The sequence below is a fragment of the Prosthecobacter sp. genome, from assembly GCF_044222345.1.
In the GTDB taxonomy this organism is placed as follows: domain Bacteria; phylum Verrucomicrobiota; class Verrucomicrobiia; order Verrucomicrobiales; family Verrucomicrobiaceae; genus Prosthecobacter.
Window position 1 is genome coordinate 1 of record NZ_JBGANL010000078.1, and the last position, 17834, is coordinate 17834.

General features: G+C 60.1%; 14 protein-coding genes. 13 read left to right on the top strand and 1 reads right to left on the bottom strand.

The features are described from left to right. Positions 1-1053, top strand: a 1053-nt coding sequence (locus ACILSL_RS24620; RefSeq protein ID WP_395734730.1) for a hypothetical protein, incomplete at its 5' end; no start/stop codon positions are given. A gap of 28 nt (positions 1054-1081) precedes the next feature. Here ACILSL_RS24620 and ACILSL_RS24625 read toward each other — a convergent pair. Further along, on the bottom strand, positions 1082-1879 hold the full coding sequence (locus ACILSL_RS24625) for a hypothetical protein (RefSeq protein WP_395734731.1): 798 nt from the start codon (positions 1877-1879) through the stop codon (positions 1082-1084). A gap of 75 nt (positions 1880-1954) precedes the next feature. Between ACILSL_RS24625 and ACILSL_RS24630 the strand changes: the two genes are divergently transcribed. From ACILSL_RS24630 to ACILSL_RS24685, 12 genes are all read left to right on the top strand, one after another. Next, the gene (locus ACILSL_RS24630) at positions 1955-3313 is read left to right on the top strand and encodes a hypothetical protein (RefSeq protein WP_395734732.1); all 1359 of its coding nucleotides are present in this window, start codon (positions 1955-1957) and stop codon (positions 3311-3313) included. 8 nt (positions 3314-3321) lie between these two features. After that, complete coding sequence (locus tag ACILSL_RS24635; protein ID WP_395734733.1) at positions 3322-3567, top strand: hypothetical protein; 246 nt, start codon at positions 3322-3324, stop codon at positions 3565-3567. A 33-nt stretch (positions 3568-3600) separates the two neighbouring features. Further along, entirely contained in the window at positions 3601-4161 is a 561-nt protein-coding gene (locus ACILSL_RS24640; RefSeq protein WP_395734734.1) for a hypothetical protein, read from the top strand. Further along, positions 4067-7399, top strand: a complete 3333-nt coding sequence (locus tag ACILSL_RS24645) for a hypothetical protein (protein ID WP_395734735.1) — start codon at positions 4067-4069, stop codon at positions 7397-7399. The genes ACILSL_RS24640 and ACILSL_RS24645 overlap by 95 nt, the downstream gene beginning before the upstream one ends. 22 nt (positions 7400-7421) lie before the next feature. Then, on the top strand, positions 7422-7937 hold the full coding sequence (locus ACILSL_RS24650; RefSeq protein WP_395734736.1) for a hypothetical protein: 516 nt from the start codon (positions 7422-7424) through the stop codon (positions 7935-7937). 296 nt (positions 7938-8233) lie between these two features. After that, the gene (locus tag ACILSL_RS24655) at positions 8234-9265 is read left to right on the top strand and encodes a hypothetical protein (RefSeq protein ID WP_395734737.1); all 1032 of its coding nucleotides are present in this window, start codon (positions 8234-8236) and stop codon (positions 9263-9265) included. A 15-nt stretch (positions 9266-9280) separates the two neighbouring features. Then, entirely contained in the window at positions 9281-9526 is a 246-nt protein-coding gene (locus ACILSL_RS24660; protein WP_395734738.1) for a hypothetical protein, read from the top strand. 340 nt (positions 9527-9866) lie between these two features. Then, positions 9867-10235 (top strand): nuclear transport factor 2 family protein, encoded by a 369-nt coding sequence (locus tag ACILSL_RS24665; protein ID WP_395734739.1) that lies wholly within the window; start codon positions 9867-9869, stop codon positions 10233-10235. A gap of 716 nt (positions 10236-10951) precedes the next feature. Next, complete coding sequence (locus ACILSL_RS24670) at positions 10952-15481, top strand: hypothetical protein (RefSeq protein ID WP_395734740.1); 4530 nt, start codon at positions 10952-10954, stop codon at positions 15479-15481. 782 nt (positions 15482-16263) lie between these two features. Continuing rightward, a complete protein-coding gene (locus ACILSL_RS24675) occupies positions 16264-16674 on the top strand; it encodes a hypothetical protein (RefSeq protein WP_395734741.1) in 411 nt (136 codons plus the stop codon). A 14-nt stretch (positions 16675-16688) separates the two neighbouring features. Beyond that, positions 16689-16952 carry a hypothetical protein gene (locus ACILSL_RS24680; protein WP_395734742.1) on the top strand — a complete coding sequence of 88 codons (264 nt, stop codon included), beginning with the start codon at positions 16689-16691 and terminating at the stop codon, positions 16950-16952. A gap of 285 nt (positions 16953-17237) precedes the next feature. Then, positions 17238-17525: a hypothetical protein gene (locus tag ACILSL_RS24685; RefSeq protein WP_395734743.1), complete on the top strand. Its 288-nt coding sequence runs from the start codon at positions 17238-17240 to the stop codon at positions 17523-17525. Positions 17526-17834 lie beyond the last annotated feature (309 nt).

Sequence of the window (17834 nt, forward strand, 5' to 3'; positions counted from 1 at the left end):
GAAAACTTCCGCCAGTGGTTCAAAGCCGTCGCCGCCGGCAGCGTCAAGGAAGGCCTGCGTGAAGAGGCCCCCGACCAGCTCATCCAGGGCATCATCGAGCGCTACACCTCCAATCCCGACAAGCCCTGGAAGGACATCATCGAAGAAACCCTCCACGCCGGCATCGGCGGAGCCCTCCTGGGTGGAGCAGTTGAAGCCACCACCACCGGCCTTGCCCCAGCCAAGACAAGTCGGGATCAACCACAGCCTTCAATACCATCAAATACCATACCTGTCACTCCTGACGGTTCCGCTTCCGCCCGGCCCTCCACTCCGCCACTGAGCGTGGAGCAGTCGCAGAAGCTCATTCACAATGTGATGAACCGCCCGGTGGAGCAGCGCGGCCACCCGACAACGCAGGCTGACTTCGCACAGGCACAGTGGGTGGTGCGCGAGCAGGTACGGAAGCTGGAAAGCCAGACCACCCCGCTGAGCGACGCGCAGAAAAAAGCATTGACGGATGCAAAGGCCGCGCTGGCAAGAGTAGGTCCAGAAAATAACAAGGAGCCAACATCTGAACCAATCACAGACGACAGGAGCAACGCTCCTGCTGCTAAGTGGATAGTTCCGCAGCAACCACATCATCTTAAACCCTCGATGCCTTATGACGCCAATCGCAAGCCACGAGGCAGTCCAAAAAAGCTAGACAAGAACGATACAGATTCGCATAACGAACGCGGAGTGAATGGTGAAAACGAAGCCGCCAACGTTCTTGCTCAGTATGGGTACGATTATGAACAAATTCGCGAGGCTAATAAAAGCCCCGATGGCAAAGTTTCCGGTGTTGCGGACAAATGGGATACCTATTCTCCGCACGCCGGAAAAAACATGCGCGGAATCCGCGATTTCATTGTCGATAAAGTGGACAGGCAAAATGCTCCATATGTTGTTATTCGCTTGGACCCCAATGGTCAGGATGTAAATGATATAGCGGAGCACCTCAAAAAATTTCCTGTCGATGGACTAAAACAACTATTCGTCATAAAAAACGGCCAGCTTTATATACTCTACTAATATGTCAGCTTTCATGGAAATACACACCTCACTTAATCAGGACGAGGTTTTGAATCACCTGAGACATGGCCGCATGGCTGCCTTTGTCACTGGCCCTCTGACGCAGACTCCCAATGGGCGCTGGGGAGGCACCTGGCAGCATGGCGTTTTCTCCGTCCGAGAGCTCGATAATGAGGACCGCGAAGAACAGAAAATCAGGTTCAATCTTCCTCCGACTCTCAAAACCCGGATATGGCTCACAACCGACCAAGTGTATGAAGGGCAGACGGTCGTTTATCAGATGGTCGCGACTGCCTTCAAAGAGTGGGAGGGAGATCTCGCAGTGCTCAACAATGGGGATTATCTTCGCGTGGAACGGGTGCACGGAAATATCAGGCTTCGCGAAGACTGTTTGGGACCAGACCGCTTGGGTTTTTTCCAAGACTTCGACTGGAAGCCGCTGCCTGAGGTAAAGGATTAGTGACTTAGAGCCATCCCCAAGGGACAGCTCAATTCCGTCCAGCTTTTCCAGAGAGCCCCCTACCTCCTCACCGCCGCAGGCGGCACCCAGGGCGTGGAGGCCCTGCTGCGGCAGCCCGCCTTCAAAGAAAACTTCCGCCAGTGGTTCAAAGCCGTCGCCGCTGGCAGCGTCAAGGAAGGCCTGCGCGAAGAGGCCCCTGACCAGCTCATCCAGGGCATCATCGAGCGCTACACCTCCAATCCCGACAAGCCCTGGAAGGACATCATCGAAGAAACCCTCCACGCAGGCATCGGCGGTGCCCTCCTGGGTGGAGCAGTTGAAGCCACCACCACCGGCCTTGCCCCAGCCAGGACAAGCCAGGATCAACCACAGCCTTCAATACCATCAAATGCCACACCTGTCACTCCTGACGGTTCCGTCCAGCCATCGTCAGCCCCGCCAGTGCAGCCCACCACGCCGCCGAAGAGCGTGGAGGATTCGAAGAAACTGATCGAGAACGTCTCCAAGATGCCTCCCCAGGCCCAGCAGCATCCCAAGGTGCAGGCGGATCTGAATCAGGCGCACAGCGTGGTCGCGGAGGCCTCCCGGAAACTCATCGAGAACGTTTCCAAAATGCGCCCCGAGGCCCAGCAGCACCCCACGGTGCAGAGGGACCTCGCGCAGGCAAAAAAGATCGTGCAGGACCAAGTGCAGCGGCTAGAAAATCAGACCTCCCCGCTCAGCGACGCGCAGAAAAAAGAACTGGCAGATGCCAAGACGGCGCTGGCGAGGACGGAGCAATCTCTTCCAAACCAACAACATGTCAGCGGCAATACCCCGACAGCGGAGGTCAACGCGCCCGCCCCTCGTTTTCAAGAGAAGAACCCGGAGCTTTTGGAACAGCATCGAAAAAAATTAGAGTCAAAGCGCAACGCGCCCAGAAATGCCCAGTCAGAGGCCGCATTGCTGCAGGCGCCGGATGAGCGGGCGCGGAACGCGAAGCCCGCAAGTGACACCCTGCACCGGCACAATGAGGCCGGCGCATTGGTGAAAACTGGAGAAATGGGCGGAAAGCACATCAATGAAGCCAACATTCTTGAGGCTCCCGATGGAAACGCGGCGCTCCACAAGCCCGACGACGGCCAGTCGGATAAAAAAATTCGTGCCGGTGTTGAGCCCGGAACCACCGGACACCGAGAAGTAGCCGCTTCCAAGATCGCGCAGGCGCTTGGCATTAACCTCGTTCCACCTACCACCATGCTGACTCATGATGGCAGGCCCGGCTCTGCCCAAGTCTTTAAAAAGGGCATGATCAATGGTAAGGATGCATCCGATCCGAATGAGGGGCATAACATCAAGATCGATTCAGATACCGAGCTTCCCCAGGGCTTGCCTCCCGACACTGCTCATGACTGGCAACTCACGGACGATCTGCTCATGCACAGCGACCGCCATCGCAAAAACTACATGCTACGCGTGGAAAACGGCAAGATCGTAGAAGCCGCCCTCGTTGACAACGGCCACTCTCTTCCCGCCAACACGGGCGTCGTTGAAAAACGCTATCCGGGCCCCCTCGAAGGGCGGCCCATTTCCCCACTCAACGAAGCACGCCTGCACCGCATGCTCGACAACGAAGAATCACTTCGGCAGTCGCTTAAAGAACATCTGGAACCAGAAGCCATCGACGGTCTTTTTGCCCGGGCCAAGGCCTTGCTTGCCCGAGGCACGTATGGCAACTTCACACTGGATGAGATCAATGCCCACCTGCCGACTGATAAACAACGTTCTCGTGCCGCAGCTTACAACGATCGCAACCAATAAACGCCATCATGAAAGTCGAAATATACAGCTACAACATCAATGAGAAAAAAAACAGGCTGTGTGAAACCTGGACCTTGGATCAAAACGGCCAAGCAATTTGCGACAACTACTCCGAGCAGAAGTCCAAGGAAATCCATGGATCCATCAACGAAGACGGACGGATTTACTATCCCAAAGACGGAGAAGACTTTCTGCGGAGCCTTCCCTGGGAATACGCTAACAGCAGCATGGTGCATGCTGTCATTGTAGAGTAACAGCCCGCATCTGAAGCGCGGCGGGAGAACCCGGTGTCAAAGAGGAGACTCCGCGGTGCCGCAGCCACCTCCGGACTGCAGACCTTTGGCGGCATGTATGGAGATGCCGTGCAGGGCTACATGAAGCGCGGAGACAGCGAAGCCACCGCGCTCAACAAAGCCTTCATCCCCGCCCTCGCCGGAGCCGCCAGCACCTACCTCCTCACCGCCGCAGGCGGCACCCAGGGCGTGGAGGCCCTGCTGCGGCAGCCCGCCTTCAAAGAAAACTTCCGCCAGTGGTTCAAAGCCGTCGCCGCCGGCAGCGTCAAGGAAGGCCTGCGTGAAGAGGCCCCCGACCAGCTCATCCAGGGCATCATCGAGCGCTACACCTCCAATCCCGACAAGCCCTGGAAGGACATCATCGAAGCCACAACCACCGGCATCACCCCTGCCAAGACGAGTCAGGATCAGCCACATCCTCTAGTACCACTTAGTACCACGACCGTAGCTCCTGACGGGCGTGCCCGAAGACAGCAAGTCCCCCATCTTCCAGGTCGATCAAACCGGCAAACGCCACACCACCGCCGCAGACGCCACCCGGCGCGAGCTTGGTAACGACCCCCGCACCATGGCGCAGAATGGCGTGGCCCCGCGTGTCGCGGCCGCAGACCAGTCCCTCCAGGAAAAGCTCGCGCAGGGCGCAGCACTCAGGCAGCAGCTTCAGCAAAAGCAGGCGCAGTCCGCCGCCATGCAGCAGCGCCTTGATGCGGCCCACCAAGCCGTCACCGCCGCAGACCAGACCACCGGCCCCGACTCGCAGACGCAGCGCATCCGCGCACGCGAGGAGCGCATACGCGCAGAGTCCGCGCTCGAAAACCACACCCAGGAGCTGCAGGCCCTGCAAAAGCAGCATGATGCGCACTACAGCGCCCTCGCCCATGAGCAGCGCGCCCGCCACGCCGAGATCGGCCATTATCAAAGAGGCGCCGCCGCCAGCCCGCACGATGCCCCGTGGCAGAAGGATTCCGCCTCCCTCCAGGGAGACCCCCGCGTGACGAATTTCCGCCTCATCGCCGCAGCGGAGAAACAAGACCCCGCCAGCGCCGAGGCCATGCGCCGCGCGCTCCTCCCCCCGCCCGCCCAGCGCCTCTTTGCCGCTGCGGAAAAATCCTTCGGCAGCCCCCAGCCCGCGCAGGGCCAGAGCATGACTCTGCACGACATGCTCATGCAGGCCCCCGGGATGACGCAGGGCCAGGGCTCGCGCCTGACCACCGTCGATCAAGCCGCCGCCGCACGCGCCACCGCGCAGAGCTCCCTCGGCATCACCGATCCCGAAAACGTCCGGGCCACCCGCGGCGCAGACGGCAGCATCCTCCTCTCCCGCCCCGGCGCAGACGGCACGCACCAGCCCTTTGCCACGCTCGACCCACGGACCAGCCGCATCACCCTCGCCACAGGCGCAGATGGCCGGCTCACGCAGGCCGCAGCCGCCCTCGCCGTCAGCACCCCCATCTACATTCCCGGCGGCCAGCCGCCCCTCAGCGAGGCGCAGGTCAGCGATCTCATCCAGAAAGGCATCACCGCCACCACCTCCGCCACCGACCGCAAAGCCGCCGACGCCGCCCTCACCCAGGCCGGCCTCTCCCCCGAGGGCATCGCGCAGAGGGTGAATGAAGGCCGCCTCTCCGTGCAGGACGGCCAGCTCCTCAACCGCAAGCTCAACAGCGGCGTCTCCTCCTACGCCGCACGCGACAAGGCGGACACCGACCGGCAGCACGATGACAGCGACAACAAGAACAAACTCAGCCCCGAGAGCGTGGCAGAGCAGCTCCGCCTGCGCGAGGCCAATGAGCAGTTCCTCCACCAGCAGTACCCCCAGGTGCCCTTGGACGAGCTGCGCCGAAACTACAACGCCTACCGCGACGACTATGTGCGCCGGAACTACGACCTGCCCGACGGCGTGGATGACAAGACGTTCCATCATCTGAATGGGAAGAAACAAGAGCAGCAGAAGCTAATGGAGAGCGCAGCAGGCGCGGGTGTTTCATCCGCGATGACCAGCGGCCAGAAACTGCAGGCCATGTCCGAGTGGTTAAAGGCTCATCCAAACGCTGGAAAAGATGAACAAGCCGCGTGGCACAGGACCTATGACCATGTCACAACTCTTCTCGATCCCTACCGCAGCCTGGTGCACAAGGCTCTGGATGGTGGCGCGCATGAGCAGGACGTGCTCCTGGACACCTTGGCGGACCTTCCGGAAGCGCACCGGGAGCTGCTCATGCGTTACGCGGCGACAGTCGCCAAACAGCGCGGAGCAAATCACATGCTGGGCGTCGCAGGCACCGTCGGCGCATCAGCAGAGCGGACACTGAGGGACATGTTCACCTCCGTCTCACGCATTCCACCGAGTCTAAAAACGCAGGTCGAGGAGGGACAAACCTCATTCAAAGGCCCCATCACATCGGTGGATCAGGCGCTCGAAGCCTTGTCAGCAGACGCGCAAGATCCTCGCCACAATTACTACAAGCGTGTGCAGCAGGCGCCCAACCTTCCCCTGCGACCTCTGAGTGATGAAGAAAAGTCCTTCATGATGCAGGCTCTGCAGAGGGAGCAGAAGCGCAATGGCCTCGCCCTCACCATGCGCTCGATCCTTGATGAAGCCGAGCCGCTCAATGACACCGTGCTGGGCAAGATGGCCGCCGGCCTGGGCTCATCCTTACCGCTGGTCCTGGCCGCCACCCCTCAGGGAATGCTCGCCGCAGGTGCCGGGTACGCCAATGCGGACTTCCACGAAATCATGGCCGAACATCCAGAGATGGATGAAGCAGCCGCAGCCAAGGTGGCGCTTGTATCCGGCACCGTGAAGGCAGGTCTGGACAAGCTGTCACTCTTCGGCCTCGGCAAGCTCGCCCCCAATGTCGCCAAAGTGCTCAGCGGTCAGGCCACCAGCCAGATGGTAAAAAAAGCAGCCCTCCAGGCAGGGGCTGCATATGGATTTGAAAACTTCCAGGAGGGGCTGCAAGACCTCACACGCCCGGCAGTCCAAAGCCTCGCCGCTTCTCTCGGCCAGGACATTCAGGGAGTGGACTGGGACCGCGAAATGAAGCAGTTTTGGGGATCACGCCTGGATGTGGCACTCGGAGTGCTGCCTTTGACGCTGCTGGGCATTGGCCACAACACGCTGCAAAACCGGCAGTCCGTCCTGGATATTTTAAACAATGACCAGACGCTCAAGCTGGCCGGCCTCGCCGAAAACGACCGTGCCAGCATCCTCAAGGCAGCTCAGGCTGGCGATGACGCAAAGGCACAAGCTTTGCTGCAGGAAGCCTGGACCCGCCGTGATCCCGCCATCGCTGCAGAGGCCATCAAGGAAGCAGATGAGGCAGGCACTGAAACCATCGCGACGCAAGGCACACAGGCCCCCGCCCTCAACAACAGCCAGCATGTCAGCGGGGGCAGGCCTGGGCTTCCAGAAGGTGCGAAATTACTGCAGTCTTCAGAGCACTGGTTCATCTTTGAAAAAGGAGGCAAGAAGTGGGTGCGCTTTTATGCCCCCGAGGCGCGCAGCCCTAACACTGCCAAGAAGGGCGGACGCGGTGACGGTCACGATAATACCGCCGCTCATCTCACCCCTGAGGGTAGAATTTATGTATCAGAAGGACAACACCGATTGAATGGCGTCGTTCTGGAAAACGAAACAAACCTTAGCAGTGTTCCAGGACATTCAAAGTGGTTGGAGTATGAGTTCAAAGGTGATACCGATGCTATCGGTGAGCCGCCAAAGTACAACCCTGGAGAACCACATGTGAACGAAAATCGAATTAACCCGTGGGATGGGCTGGACGGTTATTAGCTTTTAGAAAAAACTTCGCACCATGACAACAGGACAAAAAATAGAAGAACTCCGAAAAAAAAGCCAGGAGGAGTACGCACGTGGCAGCTATGAAGACGGCATCGCCTCAAGTCTCGAACTTATAGAGCTTCTTGATGAAAGCAGTGTCCATCAGAGAATGCTCGCATTTCAATGGGAACTGGCTGCTCGCATGTACTTGCAGATGAATCAGCCACTCAAGGCTGAAGCCGCGGCGAGAAACAGCCTGGATACCTACTTGCGCTACAAAAGAGCGGATGCCCATGGCTGGGATCCGGAAAACGACAGCTACTTGGCAGACTTTCGCATGACACTTGCCCTAAGCCTGGCCTACCAGAAGCGCTATGCAGAAGCGATGCAGTACGCAGAACAGTGGGAGAAAACTCATCTCAAGATGCGGGGGCCGGATGATCCCTATGTCAAAGAAGTGGTGGCACGACACATGAAGAGAATGAGGGCACGATTGGCTGGTGTGGCTGTTCCAGAAAACGACCCGAATCATTCTGTCAGTAAAAGTTGAAGCGCCCGGTCAGAATAAGGCTAAACGTATTAATCACAGAAACGCTGTCGGCAGTTTTGCGAGAAGTCATTCGAAAACATCGCCACCGCCCTCGGGCTGCATGTCGGCAGAATGGGGGAAGGATGCAATTCTTGCCATTTTTTGAATAGCTCCTCAAGCCTAAAACGACGGACGAATTCGTCTTCACATTGGAAGACGATGACATCGAACCGATAGAACGTTAGCCCTGGAATAGCCGCCGGCGATTGTGCCGGTCTTATGCAGCTCAGGCTGGCGATGACGCAAAGGCGCAATCCTTGCTGCAGGAAACCTGGACCCGCCGTGCTCCCGCCATCGCGGCAGAGTTCCAGGGGCAGATGGATCAGGAGACGGAAAAGCTCAACAGCACGGTCATCCCGGAGGGGCACCGGAAAGCCGCCACTCCAGCCAAGATTGATACCAATAATCCGCCACCACCTACAGCCGAAGAGCTTGCTCAAGCCCAAGCCGAAGTGAAGTCAGGATTTGACAAGACAGCCAGCACCCAGGCCGCGCGCAAGCAGATGGAGGACACCGAATATACAGAATCCGTGCCGGTAACTACACCTAGCGCCAACCAGCCCCAAATACTCAAGACACCAGGCAAACCATCGGTCTTTTACAAGCCCAACTCCGGATTGAATCCGAAAAAAATGCGCGCTGGCATCGAACCTCCCACCATGGGCCACCGAGAGGTCGCCGCGTCGAAACTCGCCGAAGCCATCGGGAGCAGCATCGTTCCGCCGACCACACTCAAAGCTCATGGTGGGGACATTGGCTCTGGCCAGATCTTCCAGGAGGGCATGATGAATGGTAGTAAAGCAGAAAAAAGCGAGCACAAGCTGCTCATCAATCCTGCCACTCAGGCACCTGCAAACCTACCCGACAAGCTGGCCGAAGAGTGGCAACTCATGGACGACCTGCTCATGCATGTAGACCGTCATCGGGACAATTATATGCTGAGCTTCGACGACAAGCACGATGTGAGCGGCGTGGCGCTTGTAGACAACGGCCTTTCGCTGCCCGACAATCCAGGCGTCATCGAAAAACCATTCCCTGGTCCACGTGAAGGCCAGAACATCTCCCTCGCCAACAAGATGCGGCTACAGCACCTGATCGACAACGAATCTGCCATCCGGGAATCTCTCCGTCCTCATCTTGGGGAGGGCGCTCTGGACGGCCTCTTTGCCCGGGCCAAGGCCTTGCTCAAGCGCGGCAAGTATGGCAACTTTACCTTGGAAGAAATCAAGGAGCATCTGCCAAAAGATTACAATCTCCACTCTCCAGTGCCCTTCAACGAAACCCACTGATCACCTGTTCTCATCATGAAAGTTGAAATTTACGACTACAGCGAAGACCATCAAAACGGCGAACTTTCAAGAACTTGGAATCTAGATAAGGATGAACGCGCGGTCTGCGATGATTCGCTCGACCAGCGTCGATTCGAAAAGGTTGGTGCGGTTGGTGATCACGGGCGCATTTATTATCCAAAAGACGGAGATCTCTTTCTTCGCAATCTTCCCGATCAATATGCCAACAGCAGCTTCTTTCGCGCTAAAATCATTGAGTGAGTCAGAGCTATCTCAGCGCTCATCAGAAAAAAAGATGCCAGGCATTATGCAAACACCACTGCATAAAGCACTCTTGATCAAAAGCTTGCCGGAGATCACGGAGATGCCAGACCGGCGCGCGCGGGGCTGAATCAAAGGCACGGAAGCAGCAACCCATAAGCAGACAGAAAAGCCTGATCCCCAGCTTCCCTCACCCGCCAGACACGCGCCGCCCCGGCGGAGACAGGATCACGGCAAACCCTTGCAGCCCGGAGGTGACTGTGGGACTGATGGAAGATGGTGGACGGAGGGAGCGCGCGGGTGAGGCTTGTCATTTCGACCGCGTGAGCCACGGTGGGGCATGTCACAGATACCTGAGCCGCATGCTTTTGCCGAGGAATGGATCGCCGCGTGGAATGCGCATGATTTGCCGCGCATCCTTTCGCACTACTCGGAGGACCTGCAGTTTGAGTCGCCCTTTATCTCGCGCGTGCTGGGGGCGGGGGCCACAGCCGTGCCAAACCGGCTGGTGGGCAAGGAGGCGGTGGCGGGCTACTGGGACCAGGCGCTGGCGCGCTACCCGGACCTGCGCTTTGAGCTGCGCACGGTGCTGGCTGGGGCGCACTCGCTGTGCCTGCTGTACCAGTCTGTGCAAAACCTCTCGGCAGCCGAGTTTTTCTGGTTTGATGAGCAGGGACTGGTGTGCCGAGCTGCGGCGCACTACGCGTAAAAAGCAGGGAGGCCGACGCGAAAAGTAGCACGGGCAATCCTGCCCGTGAAGAGCGCGCCGCTTACGGGCAGGATTGCCCGTGCTACTGCTTGGCATCTTATCTTGTCGGCTCTGGTCGGGCGTCCCTGGTACATCGACAGCGATCTCATCTCCATTGAAAAAAGGCGTCTTCTCACCTCACGGAGCGCACTTCAGAGCCGACAACATGACGGCCCTCCCAGCCATGAGCCGTTTCCAGGCATGAACAAACCGCCGTGAGCCAACAGCACCTCTAATACCACATACCACCACTTTATCACATTTTCAAACTTTCCCGTTGCATTCCCAAATCGCGCCCCAATCCTTTTCCCGATCTCTCTCAAAGAAACCCGACGCTGTGAAGAACACGGAAGGTGCCACCGCCGCCCTGCGGCCATGCACTTCACATGCCTTCCTCGTCATCTCAACGCCGCCCCCTTCCCTGCGCCATTGCCCGCCTGAGGCATTCGGCCAGCCTGCCCGCGCAGGCGCACCACGCGGCGCTCTGCGGGCCACGGACTCCCTGCGCTGAACTCTGCCGCGCGCAGCCTGCCGCATGCCCCCGCCTCGGGCGGCCCAGCCCGGACCACGCGCCCACCATGCGCCTGGGCAGCCACGCATTCAGCACGGCATGCAGCCTGAAAACAGACCTCTGAACACGACCCACGCTGACACGAAAAAACTCACGGTTCATTCCCATGCGAATTGTTTCCCTCCCCCTCGCTTCCCGTCCCCTCCTGATCGGGGGAAAGAATCGTCTCGACCTTGACGAGGAGAAGCCAGCCCCCTCCCTGCTCGCCAAGAAATCCCCGCAAACACCCGCTGCCGCACCACCCGTTGCCAGGCCTTCCGCAGCCACACTGCCACCCGTAGCGCAGCCTTCAGCCGCCCAAACCTCCGCGGCGGCAGCACAGCTTGCCACGGTGCCCACCTGGCTCAAAGGACAGCCCGGGCAGCCCCCCTCCAGCAGCGGCGCGGCCAGTGCCCCCCTCATTCCCCTGCGGCCCGCGGCACCTGCCAACAACGCCGCGCCAAAGCCCGCCGCCATCCCCCTGCAGCCAGCGGCAGCCTCCGCTGCAAAGACCGCGCAGCAGCCGCAGCCCCCCATCGCTCCCGCCCCAGGCCAGCACCCTGCCCCATCGGCTCAAACTCCCACCCCAGGCCCGCAAGCCGCCGCAGCGCCCCGGTCCGCCGCCACACCTCCCGCTTCCACCCCCGCCACAGGCCAGCCACCCCGCGCCACACAGCCTCCCGCCCCAGCCGCAGTCCCACCGCCAAACGGCACTCCTCCTCCAGCACCACCCACCGCACCCGCAGGGCGTGCCGCAGCCGCAGCACCGCAGCCCCAGCCGCGTGGCATCTCCGCCAATCCACGCGGAGACGGCGCGGCCAAAGTCAGGATGCAGGGCGACATCGCCGCCGGCAAAGTCATCGAAAACGGAAAGGTCGTCCCGCACCCGGACAAGGGCGGAGATCTCTACCACGCCGGCTTCACCCAGCCCACCTTCACCGATGACGCCAAAAAGGGCACCACCATCCCCTACCGCGATGACCACGGCAAGGTGCACCAAATCGGCGTGCAGGACATGCGCCGCACCACGGACCCCGCCGGCAATGCCAGCTACAGCTTTCAGCTCAATGGCCAAAACATCAGCGTCCCGGAGGACAGCAAGGCCCCGCTCTTTCAGATCGATCCCCAAACCGGCAGACGCTTCTCCAACGCCGCAGACGGCACCCGGCGCGAGCTCGGCTATGACAGAAACACCGCCGCGCAGGCCGGCATCGCCCCGCGTGAGCAGGCCCGCGATGCAGCACGCGAAAAGCTGCTCACGCAGGGCGCAGCCCTCTCCCGCCAGCTCCAGGACAAGCAGGCGCAAGTGGCCGCCGCCCAGCAGCGCATGGATGCCGCCCAGCAGAAGTACCACAACCCCGGCAACGCCACCGATGCCGAGCGGCAGGCAAACTTCGATGAGCTCATGGGCGCCTTTGACGCCCACAACGCGCTCACCTCCGAAGTCCAGACCCTGCAACAGCAGCACGACGAGCATTACCAAAAAATCGCCATCGATCAGCGCGCGCGCCAGGCAGAGATCAATCAGCACAAAAACGCCGCAGCGGAAAGCCCCAACGATGCGCAGTGGCAGAAAGACTCACGCCACACCCAGGGAGACACGCGGGAGGCAGACGCGGCCCTCATCGCCGAGGCCGAAAAGCAAGACCCCGCCACCGCCGCCGCCATGCGCAGCGCCCTGGGCTCCCAGCCCACCCAGCGCGCCCTCGCCGCTGCACAGAGCGCCTTTGGCGGCACCACAGCCCCCGGCCAGCCAGCCGCAGCACCAGGAAAAACCATGTCATTGCATGAAATGCTCATGCACGCCCCCGAAATGAAGCAGGGCGGATGGAAATCGGTCGATCAGGCAGCCGCCGCACGCGCCACCGCGCAGGCCACCTTTGGCATCACAGATCCTGAAAACGTCCACGTCACCCCCGGCGCCAGCGGCGGCTACAGCCTCTCCCGCAAAGGGGCGGACGGCAGCCCAGGCCAGCCCTTTGCCATCATGGATGGGCGGACCGGCCGCATCACCCTCCTCCCCGGCGCAGACGGCAGGTACAGCCCGGCCGCGCAGGATCTCGCCGCCCGCAGCACCCCCGGCAGCGCCCCCGTTTACCTCGGCAAAGGCACCCCGCTCACCGAGGCAGAGCGCAGCGACCTCATCAAAAAAGGCCAGCAGGCCACCGCCGCCGCCAAAGACCGCCAGGGCGCAGACGCCGCACTCACAGCCGCCGGCCTCTCCCCGGAAGGCATCCAGAAACTGCGCAATGAAGGCCGCCTCTCCGTGCAGGATGCCAAGTTCTTAAACGACAAGTTCAACAGCGGCTACGCCTCCTACGCCCAGCGCGATGCCCACGAGACCGCTCAAAAACAGAACGCCGGACTCCTGCAGATGTACCGGGACACCAAGGCCCCTGCGGACAAGCCCAACTTCAAAAGCTGGATGGAAAAAGGCGACCCCCAGCGCGATGCCATGGTGCAGGCCAAGGCCAAAGAACTCGGCATGAGCGAAGACCACGTGCGCCGCGCCATGGAAGACCAGCGCCGCACAGACTTCGCCACCCCGCTCACCCAGCAGGGGCACGATCAGCAGAGCGGCATGCTCAATGCCATCAGGCGCGGCATCGGCTTCTCCGGGCATGATCAGGACACCACACGCACCCTCACAGACGGCAGCCTCGCGGTGAATCCCGCCCTCACCGACGACAAGGCCAGGTTTGAACAAGCCATCCAGGACAGCAACGCCAGCCCCGAGGCCAAGGCAGCCGCACTCAAGACCTGGCCCGCCCAGCATGACGCCTGGCTCACCCGCGCCACAGACACCCTCAAGGCCGGCAAGACCCTCCCCGGCGTGGAGGACTACAATGCCTGGCTCACCAAGAACACCCTCGCCGGCCACTTCTCCCAAAAAATGCCGGACGGCAGCGTGCGCCAGTACACCGACAACGAGAAGACCCAGATCTACCTCGATGCCATGAAGGACCGCAGCGGCGTGCGCAAGTTCATGGACAACGTCAGCACCTCCCTCGTCGCCGGCGGCGGCCAGGTCGTCTCCGGGCTGCTCGGTGCCGCAGCCCTTGCCGGAAACACCTTCCAGGACATCACCGGCGTCAATGTCGGCGGGGAGGCAGCCAGCGAAGCCGCCGCAGGCATGGCCGCGCAAAATCAGGCCCTCCTCCAGCCACACGAGCTCACCGGCACCGTCGAAGGCACGAAAAGCCGCTTCCTCAGCAATCTCATCCAGGCCGTCCCCAGCGTCGGCGCCGCCATCGCCTCAGGCGGCACCGCAGGGCTCATCCTCGGCGCAGCGCAGAGCGCAGGCGGCACCTACACAGACCTCCTTCAAAACCACATCATGGCAGGAGACAGCATTGAAGAGGCCCACAAAAAAGCCGCAGGCACCGCCATCGCCAGCGGAGCCCTCAGCCTCGCGCTCGGCAAGTTCATGCCCGGCGGAAAACAGGCGCTCAACAACCCCGCCACCAAACAGGCCTTCAGCAGCACCGTCAAATCCTTCGCCAAAGGAGGCGCAGAAGAGATCTCCCAGGGAGCCATCGAAGAAGGGTTCACCCACATCGCCTCCGAGATGAACAAAGGGAGAACCTTCAACGAAGCCGCCACCAGCTTCGCCGAGCAGTTCCCCCAGAGCGCCCTCACCTCCGCCCTCCTCGGCGGCGGTGTGCAGGCCATGGCAGACAAGAAAAACGCCGGCGCACAGCCGCAGCAGTCCGCCACCAATCAGCAAACTCCGCCCCCCGGTCACGTGGCACCGTCCACCCAGCCCGATGGAAAGCAGAGCTTCAGCACCGTCGATGCCGAAGGGCGCGAGATCTCACCTTCCGATACGCCGGAGCCCCCCACCATCGTCCCCGCAGTGGTCCCTCGCCCAGCCGCCGCTGGCGAATCAGCCTCAGGCCCACAAATACCACAATCTACCACTTCCAGCGGCCCCGCTCCCGGCAAAGAGGCACCAGCCACCGCCCCGGACAGCCAGACACCGTCAAAGCCCGGCTCTGCCCCGCCTGCACAGACAAGAGTACCAGAGAATACCACCCCAAGCCCCGCCGATGCACCACCCGGCATGCAGCCATCCAAAGAGGCGGCATCCGCAGGTCCAGTCATGACGCTGGACAACGCCCCCCAGGTGCTTGGCGACATCGAGCGCCTCAAGGCCAAGGAGAAAAACGGCGGGCTCAGCAAGGACGAGCAGATCAACCTGCACCATGCCGAAAACCTCCTCGCCCGCGCCCAGGTCACCAACCTGGAGGCCAAGCAGAAAACCCTGAGCAAACTGCCCACGCCCCGTGATCTTCATTCCACCGAGCTCGACGCGCTGGCAAAAGCCAAAGCCGTGCTGGCAAGACCCTGGCCCGGCACAGCCCCCGCCAGCACCACCCAGTCCAGCAGCGACAGCCTCCCGCCTGGAGACACCTCCACCACCCAAGGCGTCACCCCGCCCGCAGCCATCGCCACCAGCGGTCATACCGGCACGGGAGACACCCCTGGCACGGCAGCCACCGGCACTACCACCTCCACGGCCAGCTCCGGCGGCACCACCACCCCTTCCATAGGCAGAGGAAGCGGCACCCACACCACCAACGGCGTCACTGCCCCGCCTGTCGGCCACGGCAATCTGATACCAGAAGACACCACACACTCGGCCACGGCAATCTGATACCAGAAGACACCACACACGCCGAACACATCGACCTGGCAAACCGGCGGACGGAGAACCTGGATAAAGTCGCGCGCAAGCGCCCCCTTAACCCTCATGAGCAGGAAGTCTATGACAACGCCCGCCGCGTCCGCGACCGCAACTCCCCTGCCCTGCCCGGCGACCGCAACAGCCCTGCGACTCCAGGCAGCCGCACAACCAGCGATCCCAAAGCCCTCGCCATGGCCGGAGGTGACGGCCCCGCTCCCCCGCCCCAAAGCGCCGCAGCAGATGCACCAACGCCTACAGCCGCAGTTGAGCCCACGAATGCCGTTGGCTCGACGATTAACGAATCGGGCGCAACAAATCAGGGTACGCCAACAGCTTCAATCGCTGTGCCAACACCTCCGCCTCCGACGGGAGCTTCTCCAAGCATATCCGTAGCACCTGCTGGAAGCGCCACATCTCCGCCTCTTGGCGGCCCGCCGGGAGCTGTAACAGGCACATCAACGTCCATATCCGCCAGCCCGCCAAGTGGAAGCTCTCCACCTCCAAGTACCATCAGCGGAAATCCGGCCAGCACTTCAGGAAGTCCTGCAACTTCACCAGCAAAAAGTCCTCTTCCCCAATTTGCCCCACTCACCCCTATCCCTTTCCCTGAAAACTCACCGGAGGCCCGGATTGAGAGGCAAAAGAGAGCACCCGCCAGAAAGATCATCCTCGATCACGATGGGATCAAACCCGCAGACAAAGCCAAAGTCTTGGGTATTGAAAAAGGCAAGCGCCCAGATCCCAAAACTTACATGTCAGATGCCTTTATCAAAGCACACCGTGAGGAGTTTATTGATGGGGCCTCGCGAATCATACCCACAAGAAACCTCAACAAATATGGTCCGGCTCAAGCGGACGGAACCTCATTTGTTTTTCCGACTCATCAGATGTCAGACATTCTCAAAGAAGCAGGTGGAGACAGAGGCAAGCTAGAAGACCTTCTTGGCATTCCTCGGGGCCAGCTAGGATCAAGGCCATTGTCCCGTGTCGACTTTAAAAACCCAGCCTCTTTAAATATACGTATCCCGAGTGGCAATGAAGCAGGAGCAAACGATCAATGGCTGCCTGGAGCGAGACTTCCTACTGGAAAACTTGAAGGTGTCATAGACGCCGGAAATGGACCAAGGGATATGTGGACACATGAAGATCTGTACATAAAATAACCAAATCGAAGCAAATGAAATTCACAGACATCAAAGTTTTTCGCAACGAACGATGTTCGATCGAGCAGGATGTAGACAGCGGCAGGCACTATCTTTCTTTTCCCGTTTTCAATGGCTTGGCGGAATATGATGAGCTTTATGAAATTCTTCCAGACGAACTGGAAAGCATTCTGAACGACGATGAAGCACGAAGACAACTTCTGGAAAAATCTCGCACCCGGAAAAACGATGAACGTCTGTTATTTAAACCTGGTCGAATAAGAGGCTCTCCATGCTAAGCTGATCACCATCATCAGCTCCCCCGCCGACGTGCGCCAGCGATGAAAGCTCAGGGATCCATTAGCCGCATTGTAAATCAATGCTTTGAACTGCACATGCTGTACAGAATGCCTGGCATCTTTTTTTGAAATAAATTTTTATGAAAATGATCATGCACTACGCCAAGAATTGGGGGCCTTATGCCGCAGTTGTCGGCCATGAAAAAGACCCGGACCACCGTTACAATCTCTATATTGGATGCATGTTGAGCACTGAACTGGGCATACAATCTCTATATTGGATGCATGTTGAGCACTGAACTGGGCAGAGTCGAAGATTGCCAGGTTTTTCTCACTGCAATGGACGAGGTCCAACGCAAGGGCGGAGATGCCGAAGCGCGCTTCTGCGACAAGGGCTGGGGCATGGACATCAGGCCGACAGCGGTGACCATCTGGTCGACAACTGAGGACGAATGGGTTGATGTATTTCCATTCGAGCAGATTCGCCGTATCGTTCAGGCCTGGATGAAACTCCTGCAAATGCCTGACTCACCAGAAAGCCAGATCATTGTAGATCTGGACGGTGTTGAATAAGCCACAGTACTAAGCCCTCCTCCAGCCCCATAAGCTCACCGCACCGTCGAAGACACCAGCGGCGGCACCGCAGGGCTCATCCTCGGCGCAGCGCAGAGCGCAGGCGGCACCTACACTGATCTGCTGCAAAACCACATCATGGCAGGAGACAGTATTGAGGCGGCCCACAAAAAAGCCGCAGGCACCGCCATCGCCAGCGGCGCCGTCGGCCTCGCCCTCAGCAAGCTCATGCCCGGCGGAGCCCAGGCCCTCAACAACCCCGCCACCAAAAAAGCCTTCAGCAGCGCCGTCAAATCCTTCGCCAAAGGA

Excerpts from the sequence above, each read along its gene's own strand:
- ACILSL_RS24670 (WP_395734740.1), top strand. The coding sequence starts at position 10,952 with ATGCGAATTGTTTCCCTCCCCCTCGCTTCCCGTCCCCTCCTGATCGGG.
- ACILSL_RS24650 (WP_395734736.1), top strand. The coding sequence starts at position 7,422 with ATGACAACAGGACAAAAAATAGAAGAACTCCGAAAAAAAAGCCAGGAG.
- ACILSL_RS24665 (WP_395734739.1), top strand. The coding sequence starts at position 9,867 with ATGTCACAGATACCTGAGCCGCATGCTTTTGCCGAGGAATGGATCGCC.
- ACILSL_RS24660 (WP_395734738.1), top strand. The coding sequence starts at position 9,281 with ATGAAAGTTGAAATTTACGACTACAGCGAAGACCATCAAAACGGCGAA.
- ACILSL_RS24675 (WP_395734741.1), top strand. The coding sequence starts at position 16,264 with ATGTCAGATGCCTTTATCAAAGCACACCGTGAGGAGTTTATTGATGGG.
- ACILSL_RS24685 (WP_395734743.1), top strand. The coding sequence starts at position 17,238 with ATGTTGAGCACTGAACTGGGCAGAGTCGAAGATTGCCAGGTTTTTCTC.
- ACILSL_RS24680 (WP_395734742.1), top strand. The coding sequence starts at position 16,689 with ATGAAATTCACAGACATCAAAGTTTTTCGCAACGAACGATGTTCGATC.
- ACILSL_RS24635 (WP_395734733.1), top strand. The coding sequence starts at position 3,322 with ATGAAAGTCGAAATATACAGCTACAACATCAATGAGAAAAAAAACAGG.